The organism is Streptomyces gottesmaniae, assembly GCF_031845845.1.
In the GTDB taxonomy this organism is placed as follows: Bacteria; Actinomycetota; Actinomycetes; order Streptomycetales; family Streptomycetaceae; genus Streptomyces; species Streptomyces akebiae.
In genome coordinates this window covers 1-19,026 of sequence record NZ_JAVRFJ010000069.1, presented here as the reverse complement: position 1 = coordinate 19,026, position 19,026 = coordinate 1, and the positions used below count along the sequence as shown (strand labels likewise).

General features: G+C 71.3%; 16 protein-coding genes. 12 read left to right on the top strand and 4 right to left on the bottom strand.

The window, feature by feature from the left end:
• Positions 1 to 28: 28 nt before the first annotated feature.
• The 6 genes from RM704_RS43250 (at position 29) to hemB (ending at position 7,545) form a co-directional block, all read left to right on the top strand.
• Positions 29 to 784 carry a redox-sensing transcriptional repressor Rex gene (locus RM704_RS43250; RefSeq protein ID WP_033532726.1) on the top strand — a complete coding sequence of 252 codons (756 nt, stop codon included), beginning with the start codon at positions 29 to 31 and terminating at the stop codon, positions 782 to 784.
• Positions 781 to 2,538 (top strand): glutamyl-tRNA reductase, encoded by a 1,758-nt coding sequence (locus RM704_RS43245; protein ID WP_033532727.1) that lies wholly within the window; start codon positions 781 to 783, stop codon positions 2,536 to 2,538. Before RM704_RS43250 ends, RM704_RS43245 begins: the two co-directional genes overlap by 4 nt.
• The gene (gene hemC / locus RM704_RS43240) at positions 2,535 to 3,506 is read left to right on the top strand and encodes a hydroxymethylbilane synthase (protein WP_033532728.1); all 972 of its coding nucleotides are present in this window, start codon (positions 2,535 to 2,537) and stop codon (positions 3,504 to 3,506) included. Before RM704_RS43245 ends, hemC begins: the two co-directional genes overlap by 4 nt.
• A complete protein-coding gene (locus RM704_RS43235; RefSeq protein ID WP_033532729.1) occupies positions 3,503 to 5,266 on the top strand; it encodes a bifunctional uroporphyrinogen-III C-methyltransferase/uroporphyrinogen-III synthase in 1,764 nt (587 codons plus the stop codon). Before hemC ends, RM704_RS43235 begins: the two co-directional genes overlap by 4 nt.
• A gap of 235 nt (positions 5,267 to 5,501) precedes the next feature.
• Positions 5,502 to 6,407 carry a calcium-binding protein gene (locus RM704_RS43230; protein ID WP_033532730.1) on the top strand — a complete coding sequence of 302 codons (906 nt, stop codon included), beginning with the start codon at positions 5,502 to 5,504 and terminating at the stop codon, positions 6,405 to 6,407.
• 145 nt (positions 6,408 to 6,552) lie between these two features.
• Complete coding sequence (gene hemB, locus RM704_RS43225; protein WP_033532731.1) at positions 6,553 to 7,545, top strand: porphobilinogen synthase; 993 nt, start codon at positions 6,553 to 6,555, stop codon at positions 7,543 to 7,545.
• Positions 7,546 to 7,595: 50 nt separating this feature from the next.
• Here the strand turns inward: hemB and RM704_RS43220 are convergent, their stop codons facing one another.
• The gene (locus RM704_RS43220; RefSeq protein WP_033532732.1) at positions 7,596 to 8,336 is read right to left on the bottom strand and encodes a DUF4232 domain-containing protein; all 741 of its coding nucleotides are present in this window, start codon (positions 8,334 to 8,336) and stop codon (positions 7,596 to 7,598) included.
• Between the two features lie 275 nt (positions 8,337 to 8,611).
• Here RM704_RS43220 and RM704_RS43215 point away from each other — a divergent pair, with 275 nt between their 5' ends.
• From RM704_RS43215 to RM704_RS43205, 3 genes are all read left to right on the top strand, one after another.
• Entirely contained in the window at positions 8,612 to 10,096 is a 1,485-nt protein-coding gene (locus tag RM704_RS43215; protein WP_033532801.1) for a helix-turn-helix domain-containing protein, read from the top strand.
• 84 nt (positions 10,097 to 10,180) lie between these two features.
• Entirely contained in the window at positions 10,181 to 10,537 is a 357-nt protein-coding gene (locus tag RM704_RS43210) for a DUF805 domain-containing protein (protein ID WP_033532733.1), read from the top strand.
• 80 nt (positions 10,538 to 10,617) lie between these two features.
• Entirely contained in the window at positions 10,618 to 11,520 is a 903-nt protein-coding gene (locus tag RM704_RS43205) for an SAM-dependent methyltransferase (RefSeq protein WP_033532734.1), read from the top strand.
• A gap of 42 nt (positions 11,521 to 11,562) precedes the next feature.
• Here the strand turns inward: RM704_RS43205 and RM704_RS43200 are convergent, their stop codons facing one another.
• The gene (locus RM704_RS43200) at positions 11,563 to 12,495 is read right to left on the bottom strand and encodes a phosphotransferase family protein (RefSeq protein WP_033532735.1); all 933 of its coding nucleotides are present in this window, start codon (positions 12,493 to 12,495) and stop codon (positions 11,563 to 11,565) included.
• Positions 12,496 to 12,623: 128 nt separating this feature from the next.
• Here RM704_RS43200 and RM704_RS43195 point away from each other — a divergent pair, with 128 nt between their 5' ends.
• Positions 12,624 to 13,904, top strand: a complete 1,281-nt coding sequence (locus RM704_RS43195; protein ID WP_033532736.1) for an aminotransferase-like domain-containing protein — start codon at positions 12,624 to 12,626, stop codon at positions 13,902 to 13,904.
• Between the two features lie 11 nt (positions 13,905 to 13,915).
• Here the strand turns inward: RM704_RS43195 and RM704_RS43190 are convergent, their stop codons facing one another.
• Positions 13,916 to 14,725 carry a DUF4253 domain-containing protein gene (locus RM704_RS43190; protein ID WP_033532737.1) on the bottom strand — a complete coding sequence of 270 codons (810 nt, stop codon included), beginning with the start codon at positions 14,723 to 14,725 and terminating at the stop codon, positions 13,916 to 13,918.
• Between the two features lie 143 nt (positions 14,726 to 14,868).
• On the opposite strand from RM704_RS43190, the gene RM704_RS43185 reads away from it, so the two are divergent.
• Positions 14,869 to 15,054, top strand: coding sequence for a hypothetical protein (locus tag RM704_RS43185; RefSeq protein WP_157856848.1), 186 nt, complete (start codon positions 14,869 to 14,871; stop codon positions 15,052 to 15,054).
• Positions 15,055 to 15,143: 89 nt separating this feature from the next.
• On the opposite strand, the gene argS is transcribed toward RM704_RS43185, so the two are convergent.
• Entirely contained in the window at positions 15,144 to 16,928 is a 1,785-nt protein-coding gene (gene argS, locus RM704_RS43180; protein WP_033532739.1) for an arginine--tRNA ligase, read from the bottom strand.
• Between the two features lie 310 nt (positions 16,929 to 17,238).
• On the opposite strand from argS, the gene lysS reads away from it, so the two are divergent.
• Positions 17,239 to 18,981 carry a lysine--tRNA ligase gene (gene lysS / locus RM704_RS43175; RefSeq protein ID WP_033532740.1) on the top strand — a complete coding sequence of 581 codons (1,743 nt, stop codon included), beginning with the start codon at positions 17,239 to 17,241 and terminating at the stop codon, positions 18,979 to 18,981.
• The last annotated feature ends 45 nt before the right edge of the window (positions 18,982 to 19,026 follow it).

The window sequence follows — 19,026 nt, the reverse complement described above, 5'->3', positions numbered from 1 at the left end:
GCAGCCCCGCTCTACCCGCAGGAGCACCGTGGCAACTGGCCGAACTCACCGACCGGCGACCCGTAGCCGAGGGATTCCCGAGGCCACTGTCGCCAGGCTTCCGCTGTACCTCCGTGCCCTGACCGCGCTGTCGGAGCGCTCGGTACCCACCGTTTCATCCGAGGAACTGGCGGCCGCCGCGGGGGTCAACTCCGCGAAGCTGCGCAAGGACTTCTCGTACCTGGGCTCGTACGGAACGCGGGGCGTGGGCTACGACGTCGAGTATCTCGTCTACCAGATCTCGCGTGAGCTGGGGCTGACCCAGGACTGGCCGGTCGTGATCGTCGGAATCGGTAACCTCGGCGCCGCGCTCGCCAATTACGGCGGGTTCGCCTCGCGCGGGTTCCGGGTGGCGGCGTTGATCGACGCCGATCCGGCGATGGCGGGCAAGCCGGTCGCGGGGATCCCGGTCCAGCACACGGACGAGCTGGAAAAGATCATCGACGACAACGGTGTGTCCATCGGGGTGATCGCCACCCCCGCCGGTGCCGCCCAGCAGGTGTGCGAGCGGCTGGTCGCCGCCGGTGTCACGTCGATCCTGAACTTCGCGCCCACCGTCCTGTCCGTGCCGGACGGTGTCGACGTCCGCAAGGTCGACCTCTCGATCGAGCTCCAGATCCTCGCCTTCCACGAGCAGCGCAAGGCCGGCGAGGAGGCCGCGAACGAGGCCGCCGCCGTACCGCTGGCTCCCAAGGAGTCCGGGAAAGGGCCCGACGGGGATGTCCCCGCCGTGATGCCGGCATGAGTCTTCTGGTCGTCGGACTGAGTCACCGCAGCGCTCCGGTGAGTGTGCTGGAGCGGGCCGCGCTGTCCCTGGACGCGCAGATCAAGTTGCTTCAGGACACGGTCGCCGCCGAGCCGGCCACGGAGGCCGCCGTCCTCGCCACCTGCAACCGCATCGAGCTCTACGCCGACGTGGACAAGTTCCACGCGGGCGTCGCCGAGCTGTCCACGCTGCTGGCCCAGCACAGCGGGGTCGGACTCGACGAGATCACTCCCTATCTGTACGTGCACTACGAGGACCGGGCCGTCCACCATCTGTTCTCCGTGGCCTGCGGACTCGACTCCATGGTCGTCGGCGAGGGGCAGATCCTCGGACAGATCAAGGACGCGCTGGCCCGCGCACAGGAGCTGCACACCGCCGGGCGACTGCTGAACGACCTGTTCCAGCAGAGCCTCAGGGTCGGCAAGCGGGCCCACTCCGAGACCGGGATCGACCGGGCCGGACAGTCGCTGGTGACCTTCGGTCTGGAGCAGTTCACCGCCGGTGGCGACGTCGTGAGCTGGGCCCGGGGCAAGCGGGCCGTCGTGATGGGCGCCGGATCGATGTCCTCGCTGGCCGCCGCGACGCTCGCGCGGGCCGGCGTCCGCGAGATCGTGATCGCCAACCGGACGTACGACCGGGCCGAGCGGCTCGCGCACCTGCTCGAAGAGCAGTACGGCCAGGGCCTGACCGCACAGGGCGGAACGGATGCGCTGGCCCGCGCGGTCCCGATGGAATCGGTGCAGGACGAGCTGACACGTGCTGACGTCGTCATCTCCTGCACGGGCGCCACGGGCCTGGTCCTGACCGCCGAGATGGTCGCCGCGGCCGTCGAGGGCCGGGTGCCCGACGGCACGCTTCCCGCGGAGACCGAGACGCGGGGCGACGTGCGCACGGCCCTGCCGCCGACCTCCATCGGCAGCGACGACGACTGCCCCCTCGACCTGCCCGCCGTGCAGGGCGGCGGCTTCTCCGTGCACGGGGAGGCCGCGGTCGCCGGGATGGACGCGGCCACGCTGGAGCAGCACGCGGCCTGGGTCGACAACGCGACCGTGGACCGGCGTACGAGCCGTCGCGCGCCGGAGCGTGAGGCCGCGCGCACGCCCGCCGCCGACGCCGAGCTGATCGCCGCGCTGGTCGCGACCGTGGCCGTCACCGGGCGGATCACCGAGCTGCGCCGGCCCGAGCCCGTCGCCGAGGTGCCCCGGCCCGCGCCCGTGCTGGCGCTGCTGGACCTGGCGATGCCCCGGGACATCGACGCCGCCGCACACCGCCTGGCCGGCGTGCGGCTGGTCGACATCGAGTCGCTCTCCGAGGTCTCCGCCGACGCGCCGATGGCCGCCGACGTCGACATGGTGCGGAGGATCGTTTCGGACGAGGTGGCCGCCTTCGGCGCCGCTCAACGGGCCGCGCACATCACACCCACCGTCGTGGCGCTGCGCGCCATGGCCGCCGATGTGGTCGCCGGCGAGATCGCCCGCCTGGAGGGCCGGCTGCCCGGCCTCGACGACAAGCACCGCGGCGAGATCACCCAGACCGTGCGGCGCGTCGTCGACAAGCTGCTGCACGCCCCGACCGTACGGGTCAAGCAGCTCGCGGCCGAGCCGGGCGGCGCCGGGTACGCGGACGCGCTGCGCACCCTGTTCGACCTGGACCAGGAGACGGTCGCGGCCGTGTCCCGGGCCGAGGACAGCAGCAGTTCAGAGAACGACGCCGAGAACCGAGGGCGATCATGAGTGACCAGGCACTGAGGCTGGGGACCAGGCGAAGCAAACTCGCCATGGCCCAGTCCGGGCAGGTGGCCGAGGCGGTCCGCCGGCTGACCGGGCGGCCCGTCGAACTCGTGGAGATCACGACGTACGGCGATGTCTCCCGGGAGCAGCTGGCGCAGATCGGCGGCACGGGCGTGTTCGTCACCGCGCTGCGCGAGGCGCTGCTGCGCGGCGAGGTCGACTTCGCCGTGCACTCGCTCAAGGATCTGCCGACCACGCACCCGGACGACCTGGCGCTGGCCGCCGTGCCGGTGCGCGAGGACGCGCGGGACGTACTGGTCGCCCGGGACGGACTCACCTTCGAGCAGCTCCCCGAGGGCGCGCGCGTCGGCACCGGTTCGCCCCGGCGCATGTCCCAGCTGAACGCGTACGCGCGCAGCCACGGGCTCACGATCGAGACGGTGCCCATACGCGGGAACGTCGACACAAGGATCGGTTACGTCCGCAAGGGCGAGCTGGACGCTGTCGTCCTGGCCGCCGCCGGACTGAACCGGATCGGACGGAGCGACGAGGTGACCGACTTCCTCTCGGTCGACACAGTTTTGCCCGCCCCCGGCCAGGGGGCACTGGCGATCGAATGCAGGGCGGGGCACACCGCCCGAGACGCTGAGCTGATCGCCGCGCTCGCCGGGCTCGACGACCCGCACACCCGGGCCGCCGTGACCGCCGAGCGATCCCTGCTCGCCGCCCTGGAGGCCGGTTGCAGCGCACCTGTGGGTGCGTTCGCCGACCTGCTGGCCGACGGGCAGATTGTCAAGGAGCTGCGCCTGCGCGGTGTCGTCGGCACGATCGACGGCTCGACGCTGGTGCAGCTGTCCACCACCGGTCCCGTGCCCGAGACGTACGACCAAGCAATGGCGCTCGGCCGTGAACTCGCCGCCGAGATGCTCGCTAAGGGCGCGGCCGGTCTGATGGGGGAGCGAGCACATTGAGCCCCACCACCCTTCCCGCCGGTCCGGACCACGGTCACGTCACCTTCCTCGGTGCCGGACCCGGGGATCCGGGACTGTTGACACTGCGCGCCGTCGAGGCACTGGCGAACGCGGACGTTCTCATCGCCGAGCACGATGTGCTCGACGTGGTGCGTACGCATGCCCGCGCCGGCGTCGCCCTACTGGACACCGACTCGAGCCCGCCGTCGGTACTCACCGCGGCGTCCTCAGCCACTGCCTCTGCCTCTTCCGCGGCTACTTCAGCGGATACGTTTTCGGGCACAGGCACGCCTCAGCTGACGGTTGTTGACGGCGCGTCAACAACCGTTGGTGCACCCGCTGTGCGGGATGCGGCACATCTTGTCATGGAGGCCGCGCGGGGCGGCAAGCGGGTCGTGCGTGCGGTGTCCGGGGACCCCGGGCTCGACACGTACGCCACCGAGGAGATGCTGGCGTGCGCCGCCGCGGGCGTGCCGTTCGAGGTGGTCCCGGGCGTCGCGGCGGCCGTGGGCGTGCCCGCGTACGCCGGTGTGCCGCTGCGGGACGCGCAGGGCGCGGACGTCCGGTTCGTCGACGCGCGCACGGCGTCCGACCGCTGCTGGGCCGAGGTCGGGGTGTCCGACGGGACCGTCGTGGTCTCGGCGACGCTGGAGACCGTGGCCGCCGCGGCGGGCGAACTGGTCGCCGCCGGCCGTAAGCCGGACACCCCCATGACGGTGACCGTCGCGGGGACGACGACGCGGCAGCGCACCTGGACCGCGACGCTCGGCACGATCGCGCAGACGCTGAAGCAGGCCAAGGTGCTGCCCTCGCCCGAGGGCGGACGGCCGGTGATAGCCGTGGTCGGTGAGCGTTCCGCGGCGGCCCAGCGCGACCAGCTGTCGTGGTTCGAGAGCAAGCCGCTCTTCGGGTGGCGGGTCCTCGTGCCGCGGACGAAGGAGCAGGCCGCCTCGCTCTCCGACCAACTGCGCTCGTACGGGGCCGTACCGCACGAGGTGCCGACGATCGCGGTCGAGCCGCCGCGCACGCCGCAGCAGATGGAGCGGGCCGTGAAGGGGCTCGTGACCGGCCGCTACGAGTGGATCGCGTTCACCTCGGTCAACGCCGTCAAGGCGGTGCGGGAGAAGTTCGAGGAGTACGGGCTCGACGCCCGTGCCTTCGCCGGGATCAAGGTCGCGGCGGTCGGGGAGCAGACCGCCAAGGCCCTGATCGCCTTCGGTGTGAAGCCGGACCTGGTGCCGAGCGGTGAGCAGAGCGCGGCCGGGCTGCTGGAGGACTGGCCGCCGTACGACCCGGTCTTCGACCCGATCGACCGGGTGTTCCTGCCGCGCGCCGACATCGCCACGGAGACGCTGGTCGCCGGGCTGATCGAGCTCGGGTGGGAGGTCGACGACGTCACGGCGTACCGGACCGTGCGCGCGTCTCCGCCGCCGGCGGAGACCCGTGAGGCCATCAAGGGCGGTGGCTTCGACGCCGTCCTGTTCACCTCGTCCTCCACCGTGCGGAACCTGGTGGGCATCGCCGGGAAGCCGCACAACGTCACGGTGATCGCCTGTATCGGCCCGGCCACGGCCAAGACGGCCGAGGAGCACGGGCTGCGGGTGGACGTGATGGCTCCCGAGCCGTCCGTGCACAAGCTGGCCGAGGCGCTGGCGGACTTCGGGCTGCGGCGGCGGGCTGCCGCCGTGGAGGCCGGCGATCCGGTGACGCGGCCGAGTGAGCGGCGGCCGGGGGCGCGGCGGCGGCGGTCGACGACCTGAGGTGAGGTGTGAGAGGGGCGGTGGCTGCTTGCGGCTGCCGCCCCTTTGCGCTGCCCGGCAGTTCCCCGCGCCCCTGAAGGTGGCCGGTGGCCCTTTGCCTGGTGGAATCCTGGTTGCGCTCGGGGGACATCTGCGGGTGGGCGGGAAGGGCGTACAACCCGGTCCTCGGGCGTGCTGTCTGAGTGGGTGACCGAAGCAACGATCGGCACGTGGGCACCTTAAGGACTGCTGCTGTATGCGTACGTCAAGGACGATTGCCGCCGCCACCGTCACCGCCGTACTCGCTCTCGGGGGTGGGTTGTCGGCCGCACCGGTCGCTCAGGCCGCCGCCGCGGGGCCGGCCACTCTGGTGCATGACGGTGGCGAGCTCTGGTACAAGGCCGCGGCCGGGCAGGACAATCGGCTGACCGTCTCGGCGAGGGTCGAGGAACGCGGGGAGTACGACGTGTACGTCGTGCTCACGTTCGACGACCGGGTCGAGATGAGCATCGACCCGCGGGCGGCGGAGTGGGACGAGTGCGTGTATCCCTCCGCGAAGGACCGGACCGTCGTGCGGTGCGCGGTCGAGGCGCCGCTGGGCTCGGACGACTCGCCCCTCTACAACGTCACCGTCCGGGACGGCGCCGACACCGTGACCGTCCCGGCCGGCAGCGCGAGTGCCGACGCGACGATCTACGGCGGGCCCGGCAAGGACGTTCTCACGGACAACGGGCACTCGGCCGTGCTGTACGGCGAGGACGGTGACGACCGGCTCCGCGGGGGTGGCGGCGGCTGGGGCATGGGCCCGTTCGGCGGCAAGGGCGACGACACGATCAGCGAGTGCGCCTATGTCTGCCGCGGGGGCGCCGGCGACGACTTCCTGACCGGGGACGGCGAGAGCAACGGCATGTACGGGGACTCCGGTGACGACGTCATCGAGGGCAGGCAGGGGCGCGACAGCCTGTACGGAGGCGTGGGCGACGACACGCTGCGCGGGGGCCGGGGCGCCGACAAGCTGTACGGGGAGCAGGGGAACGACACGCTCTGGGGGGACCAGGACAACGACGAGCTGTGGGGAAACAGCGGGAACGACGTGCTGTACGGGGGCGCGGGGGCGGACAAGCTGTCCGGGGGACCTGGGCGGAACAAGGTGCGGCAGTAAGGGGGTGGCCTTTACCCGGGGATGCTGGTGTGCCTGAGCGTCCCCGGGCGGCGCGCCTGAGACGTGCCTGCGGCTCCTTTCGGGCGTCGCCCTCGCCGACCCCGCGTCGGCAAAGGCACGGGCGGGGCGGGCGTAGCGTAGGTGTATGTCGAAGTACGGATCGTTTCCCGGTACGCGGCCCCGCCGGCTTCGTACGACGCCTGTGATGCGGAGGATGGTGGCCGAGACCCGGCTGCATCCCGCGGACTTCATTCTCCCCGCGTTCGTGCGGGAAGGGGTCAGCGAGCCGGTGCCGATCGCGGCGATGCCGGGGGTCGTGCAGCACACACGGGACAGTCTGAAGAAGGCCGCCGTGGAGGCCGTGGAGGCCGGTGTCTCCGGGATCATGCTCTTCGGCGTGCCGGAGGACGAGAAGAAGGACGCGCTCGGGACTCCCGGGACCGACCCCGACGGGATCCTGCAGGTCGCGCTGCGGGACGTGCGGGCCGAGGTCGGGGACGAGTTGCTCGTCATGTCCGACCTGTGTCTCGACGAGACCACCGACCACGGGCACTGCGGAGTCCTCGACGACCAGGGCCGCGTCGACAACGACGCGACCCTGGAGCGGTATGCCGAGATGGCCCAGGTGCAGGCCGACGCCGGCGCGCACGTGGTCGGGCCCAGCGGAATGATGGACGGTCAGATCGGGGTCGTCAGGGACGCCCTCGACCAGATCGGGCGTGAGGACGTCGCGATCCTCGCCTACACCGCCAAGTACGCCTCCGCCTTCTACGGGCCCTTCCGGGAGGCCGTCGGCTCCTCGTTGCGGGGGGACCGGAAGACCTACCAGCAGGACCCCGCCAACGTCCGGGAGTCGCTGCGCGAACTCGCCCTCGATCTGGAGGAGGGGGCCGACCTGGTGATGGTCAAGCCGGCCGGCCCCTACCTCGACATCCTCGCCCGGGTCGCGGACACCGTGGACGTGCCGGTCGTCGCGTACCAGATCTCCGGCGAGTTCTCGATGGTCGAGGCCGCCGCCGAGAAGGGCTGGATCGACCGGGAACGGGCCATCCTGGAAACACTGACGGGAATCAAGCGGGCGGGTGCGCAGAACATCCTGACCTACTGGGCCGTCGAGGCGGCTCGCATGCTGCGCTGAGTCCGGCACTGACACATCCGGTACCGCTGAGTTCCTGTACGGGAGCGAGTTCAGTACTGGAGCGCGTCCTCCATGGTCGACTGCCAGTAGGTGACGGCCACGGAGTTGTCGACGTAGACGCCCTTGGCCGGGAGCGCGGGGGACGCGGGGGAGCCGGCGTCGCTGCCGGCCTCGGCGCCCTGGAAGTGGATGACGACCTTCTTCTCCGTCGTGCCCTCGCCGCCGCTGCCGTCGGCGGCGGCGAGCAGGACACCCGCGTAGCCGGACTCGCCCGGGGCCAGGGTCACCACGGCCTGCGGCTGCGACTCCTCGAACACGCGCGGTGCCGACTGCGCCTCGCCGAACCGGACCGTGGGGTTGTAGTAGAGGTCGCAGTACTTCGCACCGGTGTTCTTGACGGTGATGAGCAGGTGGTTGAGCGGGCGGGACACCGGCTGCGCGGTGACGGTGGTGTTGGAGCCGTTGCAGGTGACGCGGTTCTCGGGGGCGGAGGGGTCCGTGGTCCCGCCCTTCGAGGACGCCTTGTCGGCGGTGGAGCCGCCCGTGGTGGAGCCGCCGCCGCCCGTGCTCGTGGAGCCCCCGGTGGTCGAGCCCGAGGTGCCGTCGGCCGAAGCCGAGGAGCCCGTGCTCCGGGAGGTCGAGGTGGAGCGCTCCGCGGACCCCTCGTCCCTCGTGCCCATGCCGTTGTCGCACGCGGTGAGGACGAGGGCGGTGAGCGCGGCGCCCGTCACGGCGAGCAGACGGGCGGGGCGGACGGTACGGGCGGAGCGGGCGGTGCGGAGCGTGCGCATGAGAGGTCCCTTTCGGACAAAGCGAGTGGAGAAGGCTGAGAACAAGTGCTCGAAGCCGTGCCGCTCGACCGGTGGGCCGGGAGCGGCGTGCTTGGATGACCAAAGCTTGTGGGGAGATCCGTCCCGGCCGCCACAGCCGACGGACGATCAGGGACGCTGGAATGCTCGCGAGGGGTTTGACCTGCGGAAACGTACCTTCCCTGGAACGCGGAACGGGACGTGTGGGACGTGAGGGGACGGAGGAAGACGTGTCGGGGAGCGGTACCGCGAACGGCCTGGGGGCTGATTTCGCCGAGCTGCTGCGGGAGTTGAAGGAGCGCTCCGGGCTGAGTTACGGCGTGCTCGCCAAGCGGCTCCACATGAGTACGTCGACGCTTCACCGGTACTGCAACGGGGACGCCGTACCGACGGACTACGCCCCTGTCGAGCGGCTGGCGCGCCTCTGCAAGGCATCCCCGGAGGAGTTGGTCGAGCTCCATCGGAGGTGGGTGCTCGCGGACGCGGTGCGCCGACGCAAGGGGGGTGACTCCGTCGGGGCGGCGGCGGCGGTGGTGGCGGAGGAGGCGGAGCATGGTTCGGTGGGGGAATCCGCCTCGGCTGACTCAGGCGCCTCGGTTGGTTCGAGCGCCTCGGCTGCCGAGAGCCCTGAGGGTCCTGAGAGCACCGGGAGTTCTGTGCGCCCCGAGCGCCCCGAGCGCCCCAAGGACGCGGACGACGCCGACGACGCCGAGACCCTGATCGGCGGTGTGGTCTCCGGTGGGGGCGGAGGGCGAGGCCCGGCTCGGCGGCGTACGCGGGTCGCTCTGGTCGCCGGGGTGGCCGTGGCCGCCGTGCTCGGGGCGGTGACGCTCGCCATGAGCCTGCCGTCGGGTGGGAAGGAGGACGGGGCCGGGCGCACGGCCGGGGCCGCGTCCGTCGGCAGTGGCCGCGAGGAGGCCGACGGCAAGGGCTCCGCGTCGCCCACCGGTGCCTCGCCCTCGGTGTCCGCGAGCGAGCCGGGCGGCAAGAAGGGGAAGGACGCCGACAAGGGGGCGGGGGGCTCGGCCACCGCCGTTCCGACCGGCCCCGGCCCTGGCGGCGCGGGCGCGGGTGGGTCGGACGCGGGTGGGTCGGACGCGTCCCTTCCGGTGCCGTTGAACGTGAAGGTGGAGCCGTACACCTGGGAGGATCCCTGCTTGCAGCGGTATCTGGTCGACCGGACGCCGGCGGAGGTGGGGCCGCCGCCGCTGGAGCAGGACGCGCCGGCCTGGGTGTCGTCGGAGGGTGCCGTGGCGTCGGGGAAGCAGTTTCTGACGCTCACCGTGCAGGGCACCGGCGAGGAGACCGTCGTCGTACGGAGTCTCAAGGTCCGGATGACCGACAAACGGTCGCCCCTGGCCTGGAACGACTACGCCATGGGCTACCCGGGTGTCGGCTGCGGGGCCGGTGTCCCGACCCGCTCCTTCACGATCGCCCTCGACGCCGCGCGCCCCGATGTGAAGCCCGAGGCGGGCAGCAGGAACTTCCCCTATTCGGTCAGTCAGTCCGATCCGGAGGTCTACTACATCACCGCCGACGCCTCCGCGTACGACGTCAGCTGGTACCTGGAGCTGGAGTGGACCGCCGGGTCCCGCAGCGGCACGCTGACGCTGGACGACGCCGGCCGGCCGTTCCGTACGAGCGGCAACAACGGGCGCCCGGCGTACGAGTATCCGCTCGGCGGGCCGAAGTGGGTCCCGGAGGGGACCACGTTGGGGGAAAACGGCGGGAGCGATTCTTGATTGACGAGTCCTCGTCAATCGGCATACGTTCTGCGCTTGTCCCGGTCTTCGGGGCCCACGTCTGCCGATTCTCGGGGGAAACGCATGAACTGGTTCATCGAAGTGCTCAAGAAGTACGCGGTCTTCAGCGGGCGGGCGCGTCGCCAGGAGTACTGGATGTTCACGCTGATCAGCTCGCTCATCTATCTCGCTCTGTATCTCGTCGGTCTCGCCCTGGACTCGCAGGCGCCCCAACTCATCCTCAGCGTGGCCTTCTTCCTGCCGTCCCTGGCGGTCAGCGTGCGGCGGCTGCACGACACCGGCCGGAGCGGCTGGTGGGTCCTCATCGGGCTCGTCCCCTGTGTCGGCTTCATCGTCATGATCATTTTCATGGCCACCGAGGGCCAGCGGGACGCCAACCGGTACGGCCCCGACCCGAAGGCCTATCCGGTGCAGCCCTGACGCGGCAATGTGACGCGGCAACTCCCCTGGGAGGTTAGGTTGTTGGTCATTCAATGACCTGACCCCCCAGGGAGAGATTCATGGCCGGTGACGCGCTCAGCCAGGACCCCGCCGAGCTGCGGCGGAGAATCGACACCACCAAGGCGCACCCGGCACGGGTCTACGACGTCTTCCTCGGCGGCAAGGACAACTACCCCGTGGACCGGGAGGCGGCCGCCGCGGCGCTGGCCGCCAATCCGCGCGGCTACCTCGACGTCCGGCACAACCGTGACTTCATGCGCCGAGCGGTGACCACGCTCGCCAGGGACGAGGGCATCCGGCAGTTCCTCGACATCGGCACCGGGCTGCCGACCGCCGAGAACGTGCACCAGATCGCCCAGGCAATCGTCCCCGACTCACGGGTCGTGTACGTCGACAACGACCCGGTGGTGCTCGCCCACGCGCGCGCGTTGCTCACGAGCGGGCCCGAGGGGGCCACGGACTACATCGACGCCGACCTCACGTCACCGGCGGGGATCCTCGAAGCGGCCGCCAAGACGCTCGACTTCGACCGGCCGATCGCGCTGTGCCTGGTGGCGATCCTGCATTTCGTGGAGGACGACGAGGCGTACCGCGTGGTGCGGGAACTGGTGCGGGCGCTGCCCGCCGGGAGCCGGCTGGTCCTCAGCCATCTGACCGAGGACCTCAACCCCGCGAAGATCCGCGCCGTCCAGGAGACCTACACCAAGCGGGGGTTCACCTTCGTGCTGCGGTCCAAGGACCAGGTGGCGCGGTTCTTCGAGGACAGCGGGCTCGTGCTGGACGCGCCCGGGGTGGTGCCGGCGCACCACTGGCGGTTCTCGGACGGTGCGCCGGTGCCCGAGGCGGTGGAGCCGCACGTGCTGGCCGGGATGGACGACATCGAGCGGGTCCGGTACCGGGACATCAACGATGTGACCGACGCGGACATCAACGTGTACGCGGCGGTGGGGCGCAAGGAGTAGGGCACTGCGGCCCGCCCCTCGCCCCTCCCGATCACCCCGGGGTCAGCCTCCGGTTCCGAACCAAGTCTCCGCCAAGGAGTCCAGCGTCTGGCTGGGCGGGGCCGGGAGGCTGCGCAGGTACCAGTTCAGGTCGCTGTAGACGTGCAGCAGGGTGTAGGCCATCAGCTCGCGGGGGTCGAACGGGGGTTGGCCGTAGGCCTCGTAGAAGAGCTTCAGGAGGGCGGGGTCGGCTCGGGTGAGGTAGAGGCCGACGCTGACGAAGTCGTAGGCGGGGTCGCCGACCATGGCCGGCTCGAAGTCGAAGAGGCCGGTCAGACGCCAGCCGTCATGGGGGTCGACGGTGAGGTGCTCGCGCATGAACTCGGTGTGCAGCAGCACCGGGCGGCGCGCGGCGGGCAGGGGGACCGAGCGGAGGAAGTCAGGGATCTGTTCGAGCCAGGGGCCGGTGAGACCGCCGCTCCGTTGCTGTTCGATCGCCGCCGCGCGCTGGGCGGCGAGGAAGCCGGCCCAGTCCGGCGGCCCGGTGATCGGGACGACCGGCGAGGCGTCCAGGGCGTGCAGGGCGGCGAGGCCCTCGGCGGCCTCGGCGACGATGCGTTCCTGGTCGGGCCGGGGGATCCGGGGCCAGGCCTCGTTGAGGTCCTCGCCGGGCAGCCGGGACATCAGCACATAGCGCCAGCCGTTCTTGTACTGGTCCGCCGAGTGCAACCTGGGTGTGGGGATGGGGAGTTTGCCCCACAGGATCGACAGCAGGCGGGCCTCGCGGACGGCTTCCGCGGCTTCGAAACCCGGATACAGCTTCAGGACGAGGGCGTCGCCGACGGCGTACACCGGCAGCGAGCCCTCGGGGAAACGCACGATCCGCGCGCCTGCGAGACCGAGCTGACCGCAGAGATCCTGGGCAGCGGGTCGCAACAGTGCCTCGTCACCGACGACTTCTTCCAACTCGTCGTTCGTGTCCACGCTGGGCAGCATGCGCGCAGCCTAGGGGGTGGCGACGGCCGTCCGCATCGCGGAAATGGTGGGTGTAGGGGGCATGTACCTGTCTAGGGTGCGGGCAGGGGCGGGGCCGTGCCGTCCGGGAGTGGTGAAGGAGCCGTGGGATGGGTGCCGTGGATGCCGTGCGTGCCGCGTATGACGTGGGGTTTGTCGCGAGGACGGGAGCCGGGGGCGGTTCGGGGGACGAGGGCGGGGCGGGCGCCGGGGCGGCCGTGCCCGGCTTCGCGGAGCGGGTCGCGGCCGTCGGGGGTTCCCCCGTTCGAGACATCCTCGCCGTCACCTCGCGTCCCGAAGTCGTCAACTTCGCGGGTGGACTGCCCGCGCCGGAGCTGTTCGACACGGAGGGGATAGCCGCCGCCTACCGCGATGTGCTCGCCGAGTCCGCGGGGCGCGCTCTGCAGTATGCGACGACCGAGGGCGAGCCGGTGCTCCGGGCGGCGCTCGCGGCGCGGTACGGGGCGCGCGGGCTGGCGACCGGCGCGGACGGAGTGCTCGTCACCACCGGGTCGCAGCAGGCGCTGTCGCTGCTCGCCACCGCGCTGCTGGAGCCGGGGGACGTCGTCCTGGTCGAGGACCCCTGCTATCTCGCGGCACTCCAGGCGTTCCGGTTCGCCGGGGCGCGGGTGGTGGCCGTGCCGGGGGACGCGCACGGGGTGGATCCGGCGGCACTGGAGGAGTCGGTGGTACGGCACCGGCCGAAGCTCTTCTACACCGTGCCCACCTTCCAGAACCCGACCGGGCGCACGCTCCCCGCCGAGCGGCGGGCGGCCGTCGCCTCCGTGGCCGCCCGGCGCGGACTGTGGATCGTCGAGGACGACCCGTACGGCGAACTCCGCTTCGAGGGCGACCGGGTGCCGTGGATCGCCTCGTACCCGGGCGCCGAGGACCGTACGGCGCTGCTGGGCTCGTTCTCCAAGGTCATGGCGCCCGGGATGCGGCTGGGCTGGCTGCGCGCGCCCGCGGGGCTGCGACGGGCGTGCGCGGTCGCCAAGCAGGCGGCCGACCTGCACACGCCGACCGTCAACCAGCTCGCCGCGGCGCGCTATCTGGCCGACCGTGACCTGGACGCCCATGTCGTCCGGGTCGCCGACGCCTACGGGGAGCGGCGCGACACCATGCTCGCGGGCCTCGCCGAAGCGCTCCCGGCGGGCTCCACGTGGAACCGTCCCGAGGGCGGCATGTTCCTCTGGGCCCGCCTCCCCTCCTCCCACGACACCACCGCGCTGCTGCCGCGCGTCGTCGCCCAGGACGTGGCGTACGTGCCCGGGGCGCCCTTCTACGCCGGCGAGCCCGACCGGTCGACGCTGCGGCTGTGCTTCGTGACGCAGACGCCGGAGGAGATCCGGGAGGGGCTGCGGCGCCTGGGAGTGGGGCTGCGGGGGTGACGGCTACTCCCTCAGTCCCACCAGAAGGACCAGACGGGTTCGCGCAGGAGGGCGCGGGCGTAGGAGCCGCGGGTGCCGTCGGCCGTGCCCTGCCAGATGTTGTCGGGGCAGAAGGCGAAGTGTTCGGCCGCCAGGGCTTCGGCCTCCGCCTCGGTGGTGGGCGGGGTGGCCACGGAGAGGACGAGGTGGTCGTAGGAGAGGGCGACGACGCGTATGCCGAAGCGGTCCTCCCAGGAGCGCAGGACCGCGCAGAGCCTCGCCACGTCGTTCTCGTGGTTCGTCGGGCCGGTCCAGCCGATGGCCGCCGGGATGTCGGCGCTGCGGCGGGCGGGGACCAGGGCGAGGCGGGGGTCCTTCAGCCGTGACGGGTCCTCGACGAGGGCGTCGGCGGTCTCGGCGGCGAGGACGTCGGGGTCGGTCACCGCCTCCGGGGCGGGCGTCGGGGCGTTGCCGAGACCGGGCCAGTCGGGGTCGTCCGTGGTGGCGTAGGCGTCCCAGAACTCGGCCAGGACCTCGTCGGCGTCGTGGTCGCCGGGGTAGGACATCTCGCCGGGCAGCAACTCCCACTCCTGCGGCCCGCCCTGGGCGCCGCCGACATCCAGCAGCACCGGGAGCAGGCCCGCCGTGCGACGGGCGGGCTGGACGGCGGCCCAGGCGCCCGGCGCAGCCGTCTCGTCCGCGCACCACAGCAGCGGCTCGTGCCACGGGCCCTCGTCCGTCGTGTCGATCAACCTCCCCTGCGGAAGCGGGATCTCAAGCCCGAGCACGCGCCCGCTCGGGTCGGCCGCCAGCTGGGGCAGCGGGTTGGGAAGTGTCGCCATGCGTGTGACTGTAGGGGCCGACACTGACAGCGGCCCGACCGGTGGGGTCGCTTCGGGGCGGGCGGCGGGCGGCGGGCGGTCGTGCGGCGGGCCGAGGCGGGTGGGTCCGGTCGGCGCGCAAGGTCAAGCGCTCGGTGGTCAACATGAACCGCGCGTTCGTCATCAAGCCGGTGAAGAACGCCGTTTCCGGCACCGACACGATCACCGCCACCGTCACCTGGAACCTGGCCCCGCAGTACAGGTCCGTCGGCAAGGGCCCCCTCGTGAAGAAGCAGGCCATCACCAGCTTCGCCGGCCAGAAGTTCGGCGCCCGCCTCTCGAACGCCTGAGCCGCGCGCCCCGGCCCAAAGAGAACGCGCCCCGGCCCAAAGAGAAGGGGCGGCCGTCGCGACGGCCGCCCCTTCTCTTTGGGCCGGGGTCAGAGCTTGTCGGGCGTCCTGATGCCCAGCAGGGCCATGCCCCGGTGCAGGGTGCGGGCCGTCAGGTCGACCAGGAACAGACGGTTCTCCGTCTGGGCGGGGGTGTCGGCCTTCAGGACCGGGCACTGGTCGTAGAACGCGGTCAGCAGGGTCGCCAGCTTGAAGAGGTACGCGGCCAGCTTGTGCGGCTCGTACGACTCCGCGACCTCGGCCACGGTCTCGCCGAACTGGTCCAGGTGCAGGCCCAACGCGCGCTCCGCCGGGGCCAGTCCGAGCTCCGGGTGGGCGGTGGGGCGGGCCTCGCCCGCCTTGCGGAGGATCGACTGGATACGGGCGTACGCGTACTGGAGGTAGACGGACGTGTCGCCGTTCAGCGAGACCATCTGGTCCAGGTCGAACTTGTAGTCCCGGACGGCCGAGGTCGACAGGTCGGCGTACTTGACCGCGCCGACACCGACGTACCGGCCGTTCTCGACGATCTCCTCCTCGGTCAGGCCCACCTTCTCGGCCTTCTCCCGCACCACCGCGGTGGCACGGTCGATCGCCTCGTCGAGCAGGTCGACCAGGCGGACCGTCTCGCCCTCACGGGTCTTGAACGGCTTGCCGTCCTTGCCGAGGACCGTGCCGAACGCGAGCTGGAACGCCTTGACGTCCTCGTCGTTCAGCCAGCCCGCCCTGCGCGCCGTCTCGAAGACCATCTTGAAGTGCAGGGACTGGCGGGCGTCGACCACGTACAGGAGGGAGTTCGCCTTGAGGTGGAAGACGCGGTCCCGGATCGCGGACAGGTCGGTGGCCGCGTAGCCGTAGCCGCCGTCCGACTTCTGCACGATCAGGGGGACCGGGTTGCCGTCCGGGCCCTTGATGTCGTCGAAGAAGACACACAGGGCGCCTTCCGAGCGGACGGCCACGCCCTGCTCCTCCAGGAGGCGGCAGGTCTCCGCGAGCATGTCGTTGTAACCGGACTCGCCGACGATGTCGGGGTCGCGGATCTCCATGTCGAGCTTCTCGAAGACGGAGAAGAAGTAGATCTTCGACTCGTCGACGAACTTCTGCCACGTGGCGAGGGTGTGCGCGTCGCCGGCCTGGAGGTCGACCACCCTGCGGCGGGCCCGCGTCTTGAACTCCTCGTCGGAGTCGAAGAGCTTCCTGGCCGTCTTGTAGAGCCGGTCCAGGTTGGACATCGCGGCCTCACCGGACGCCTGGAGGTCGCCGTCGGCGTCCTTGTGGTCCAGCTCGTGCGGGTGCTCGTCCAGATACTGGATCAGCATGCCGAACTGGGTGCCCCAGTCGCCGATGTGGTGCCTGCGGACCACGTTCTCGCCGGTGAACTCCAGGATCTGGACGACCGCGTCACCGATCACCGCGGAACGGAGGTGACCGACGTGCATCTCCTTCGCCACGTTCGGCTGGGCGTAGTCGATGACCGTGGTGCCGGGGTGCTCCGCGAGGGGCACGCCGAGGCGGGCGTCCGCGTCCGCGTACCGCTCGGCGAGGTTCGTGGTGATGGCCTGGTCGGTGAGGGTGATGTTGAGGAAGCCGGGGCCGGAGACCTCGATCTCCTCGATCAGCTCGCCGGCCTCCACCCGGGCGACGACCTGGGTCGCCAGCTCCCTCGGGTTGGCCTTCGTCTTCTTCGCCAGGGCGAGGATCCCGTTCGCCTGGTAGTCAGCCCGGTCGCTGCGTCGCAGCAGCGGGTCGACGCCGTCGGCTTCCGGGAGGGTGGAAGCGAGGGCGTCGACGAGGCGCGCGTTGACGGAGGCGGTGAGGGACGTGACCGGGGCCATCAGGGGGAGCCGTTCTCCTCGGGGTACGGGCGGATACGGTCAGTATCCCACGGGGGTAAAGCGGTTTTTCTGGGGTGTCTCGGGGGGTGTGGTGGGGGCGGTGCGTGGTTCGGGCGCGGGTGGGTGGGGCTTCTCGCGCAGTTCCCCGCGCCCCTGAAAGGCAGGGGCTGCGCCCCGTGCCTCTCAGGACCACCCGCACCCCCAAGTTATTGGGTGCCCAGTTCGCTCCCCGGAGTGAAAGGCTGGGAGAATGGCGCGGTCGCCCGGGACCGTAACCGGCGGCCATGGAAACTCCAGGAAAAAAGAGGACGTGCCGATCGTGGCTCAGAGCACCGAGACCACCGACTGGGTCTCCCGTTTCGCGGATGAGGTCATCGAGGAGTCGGAGCGTCGGGCCCCGGGCAAACCGGTCGTCGTCGCGTCCGGCCTGTCGCCGTCCGGCCCGATCCACCTCGGCAACCTCCGCGAGGTCATGACCCCGCACCTCGTCGCCGACGAGATCCGCCGCCGCGGCCACCAGGTCCGGCACCTCATCTCCTGGGACGACTACGACCGCTACCGCAAGGTCCCAGGCGGCGTCGACGGCGTCGACGGCTCCTGGGCCGAGCACATCGGCAAGCCCCTCACCTCCGTGCCCGCCCCCCAGGGCTCCGCCCACCCCAACTGGGCCGAGCACTTCAAGGCGGCGATGGTCGACGCGCTCGCCGAGATGGGCGTCGAGTTCGACGGGATCAGCCAGACCGCGCAGTACACCTCCGGCGTGTACCGCGAGCAGATCCTGCACGCCATGAAGCACCGCGGGGACATCGACGCGATCCTCGACCAGTACCGCACCAAGAAGGCCCCGGCGAAGAAGCAGTCGCAGAAGCCGGTGGACGAGGCGGAGCTGGAGGCGGCGGAGGGTTCCGGCGCCGCCGGCGAGGACGACGGCAGCTCCGGCACCGCCGGGTACTTCCCGTACAAGCCCTACTGCGGGCAGTGCGGCAAGGACCTCACCACCGTCACCGCCTACGACGACGACACCACCGAGCTGACCTACACCTGCACGGCCTGCGGCTACTCCGAGACCGTCGCGCTGAACGAGTTCGACCGCGGCAAGCTCGTCTGGAAGGTCGACTGGCCGATGCGGTGGGCGTACGAGGGCGTGGTCTTCGAGCCGAGCGGCGTCGACCACTCCTCGCCCGGGTCCAGTTTCCAGGTCGGCGGGCAGATCGTAGGGATCTTCGGCGGCGAGCAGCCCATCGGCCCGATGTACGCCTTCGTCGGCATCAGCGGCATGGCCAAGATGTCGTCGTCCAAGGGGGGCGTGCCGACGCCCGCCGACGCGCTGAAGATCATGGAGCCGCAGCTGCTGCGCTGGCTCTACGCCCGCCGTCGGCCCAACCAGTCCTTCAAGATCGCCTTCGACCAGGAGATCCAGCGGCTCTACGACGAGTGGGACAAGCTCGACGCCAAGGTCACGGACGGGTCCGCCCTGCCGGCCGATGTCGCCGCGCACTCCCGCGCGGTGCGTACTGCCGCCGGTGAGCTGCCGCGCACGCCCCGCCCGATGCCGTACCGGACCCTCGCCTCCGTCGCCGACATCACCGCGGGCGCCGAGGACCAGACCCTGCGCATCCTCAGCGAACTCGACCCCACCGACCCGCTCTCCAGCCTCGACGAGGTACGGCCGCGGCTCGACAAGGCCGAGGCCTGGATCAACACCCAGGTGCCCGCCGACCAGCGGACCATCGTGCGCGAGGAGGCCGACGCCGAGCTGCTGAAGTCCCTCGACGAGGCGTCCCAGCAGTCGCTGCGGCTGCTGCTCGACGGGCTCGCCGAGCACTGGTCGCTCGACGGGCTGACGCACCTCGTCTACGGCGTGCCCAAGGTGCAGGCCGGGTTCTCGGCGGACGCCACGCCCAAGGAGCTGCCGGCGGAGATCAAGACGGCCCAGCGGTCGTTCTTCGCCCTGCTCTACCACTTGCTCGTCGGGCGGGACACGGGGCCGCGACTGCCCACGCTGCTGCTGGCGGTGGGGCAGGAGCGGGTGCGGGCCCTGCTCGGGGGATAAGGCCGCGTCGTGACATGAGGAGGGGCCCCCCCGGGTGAACACCCG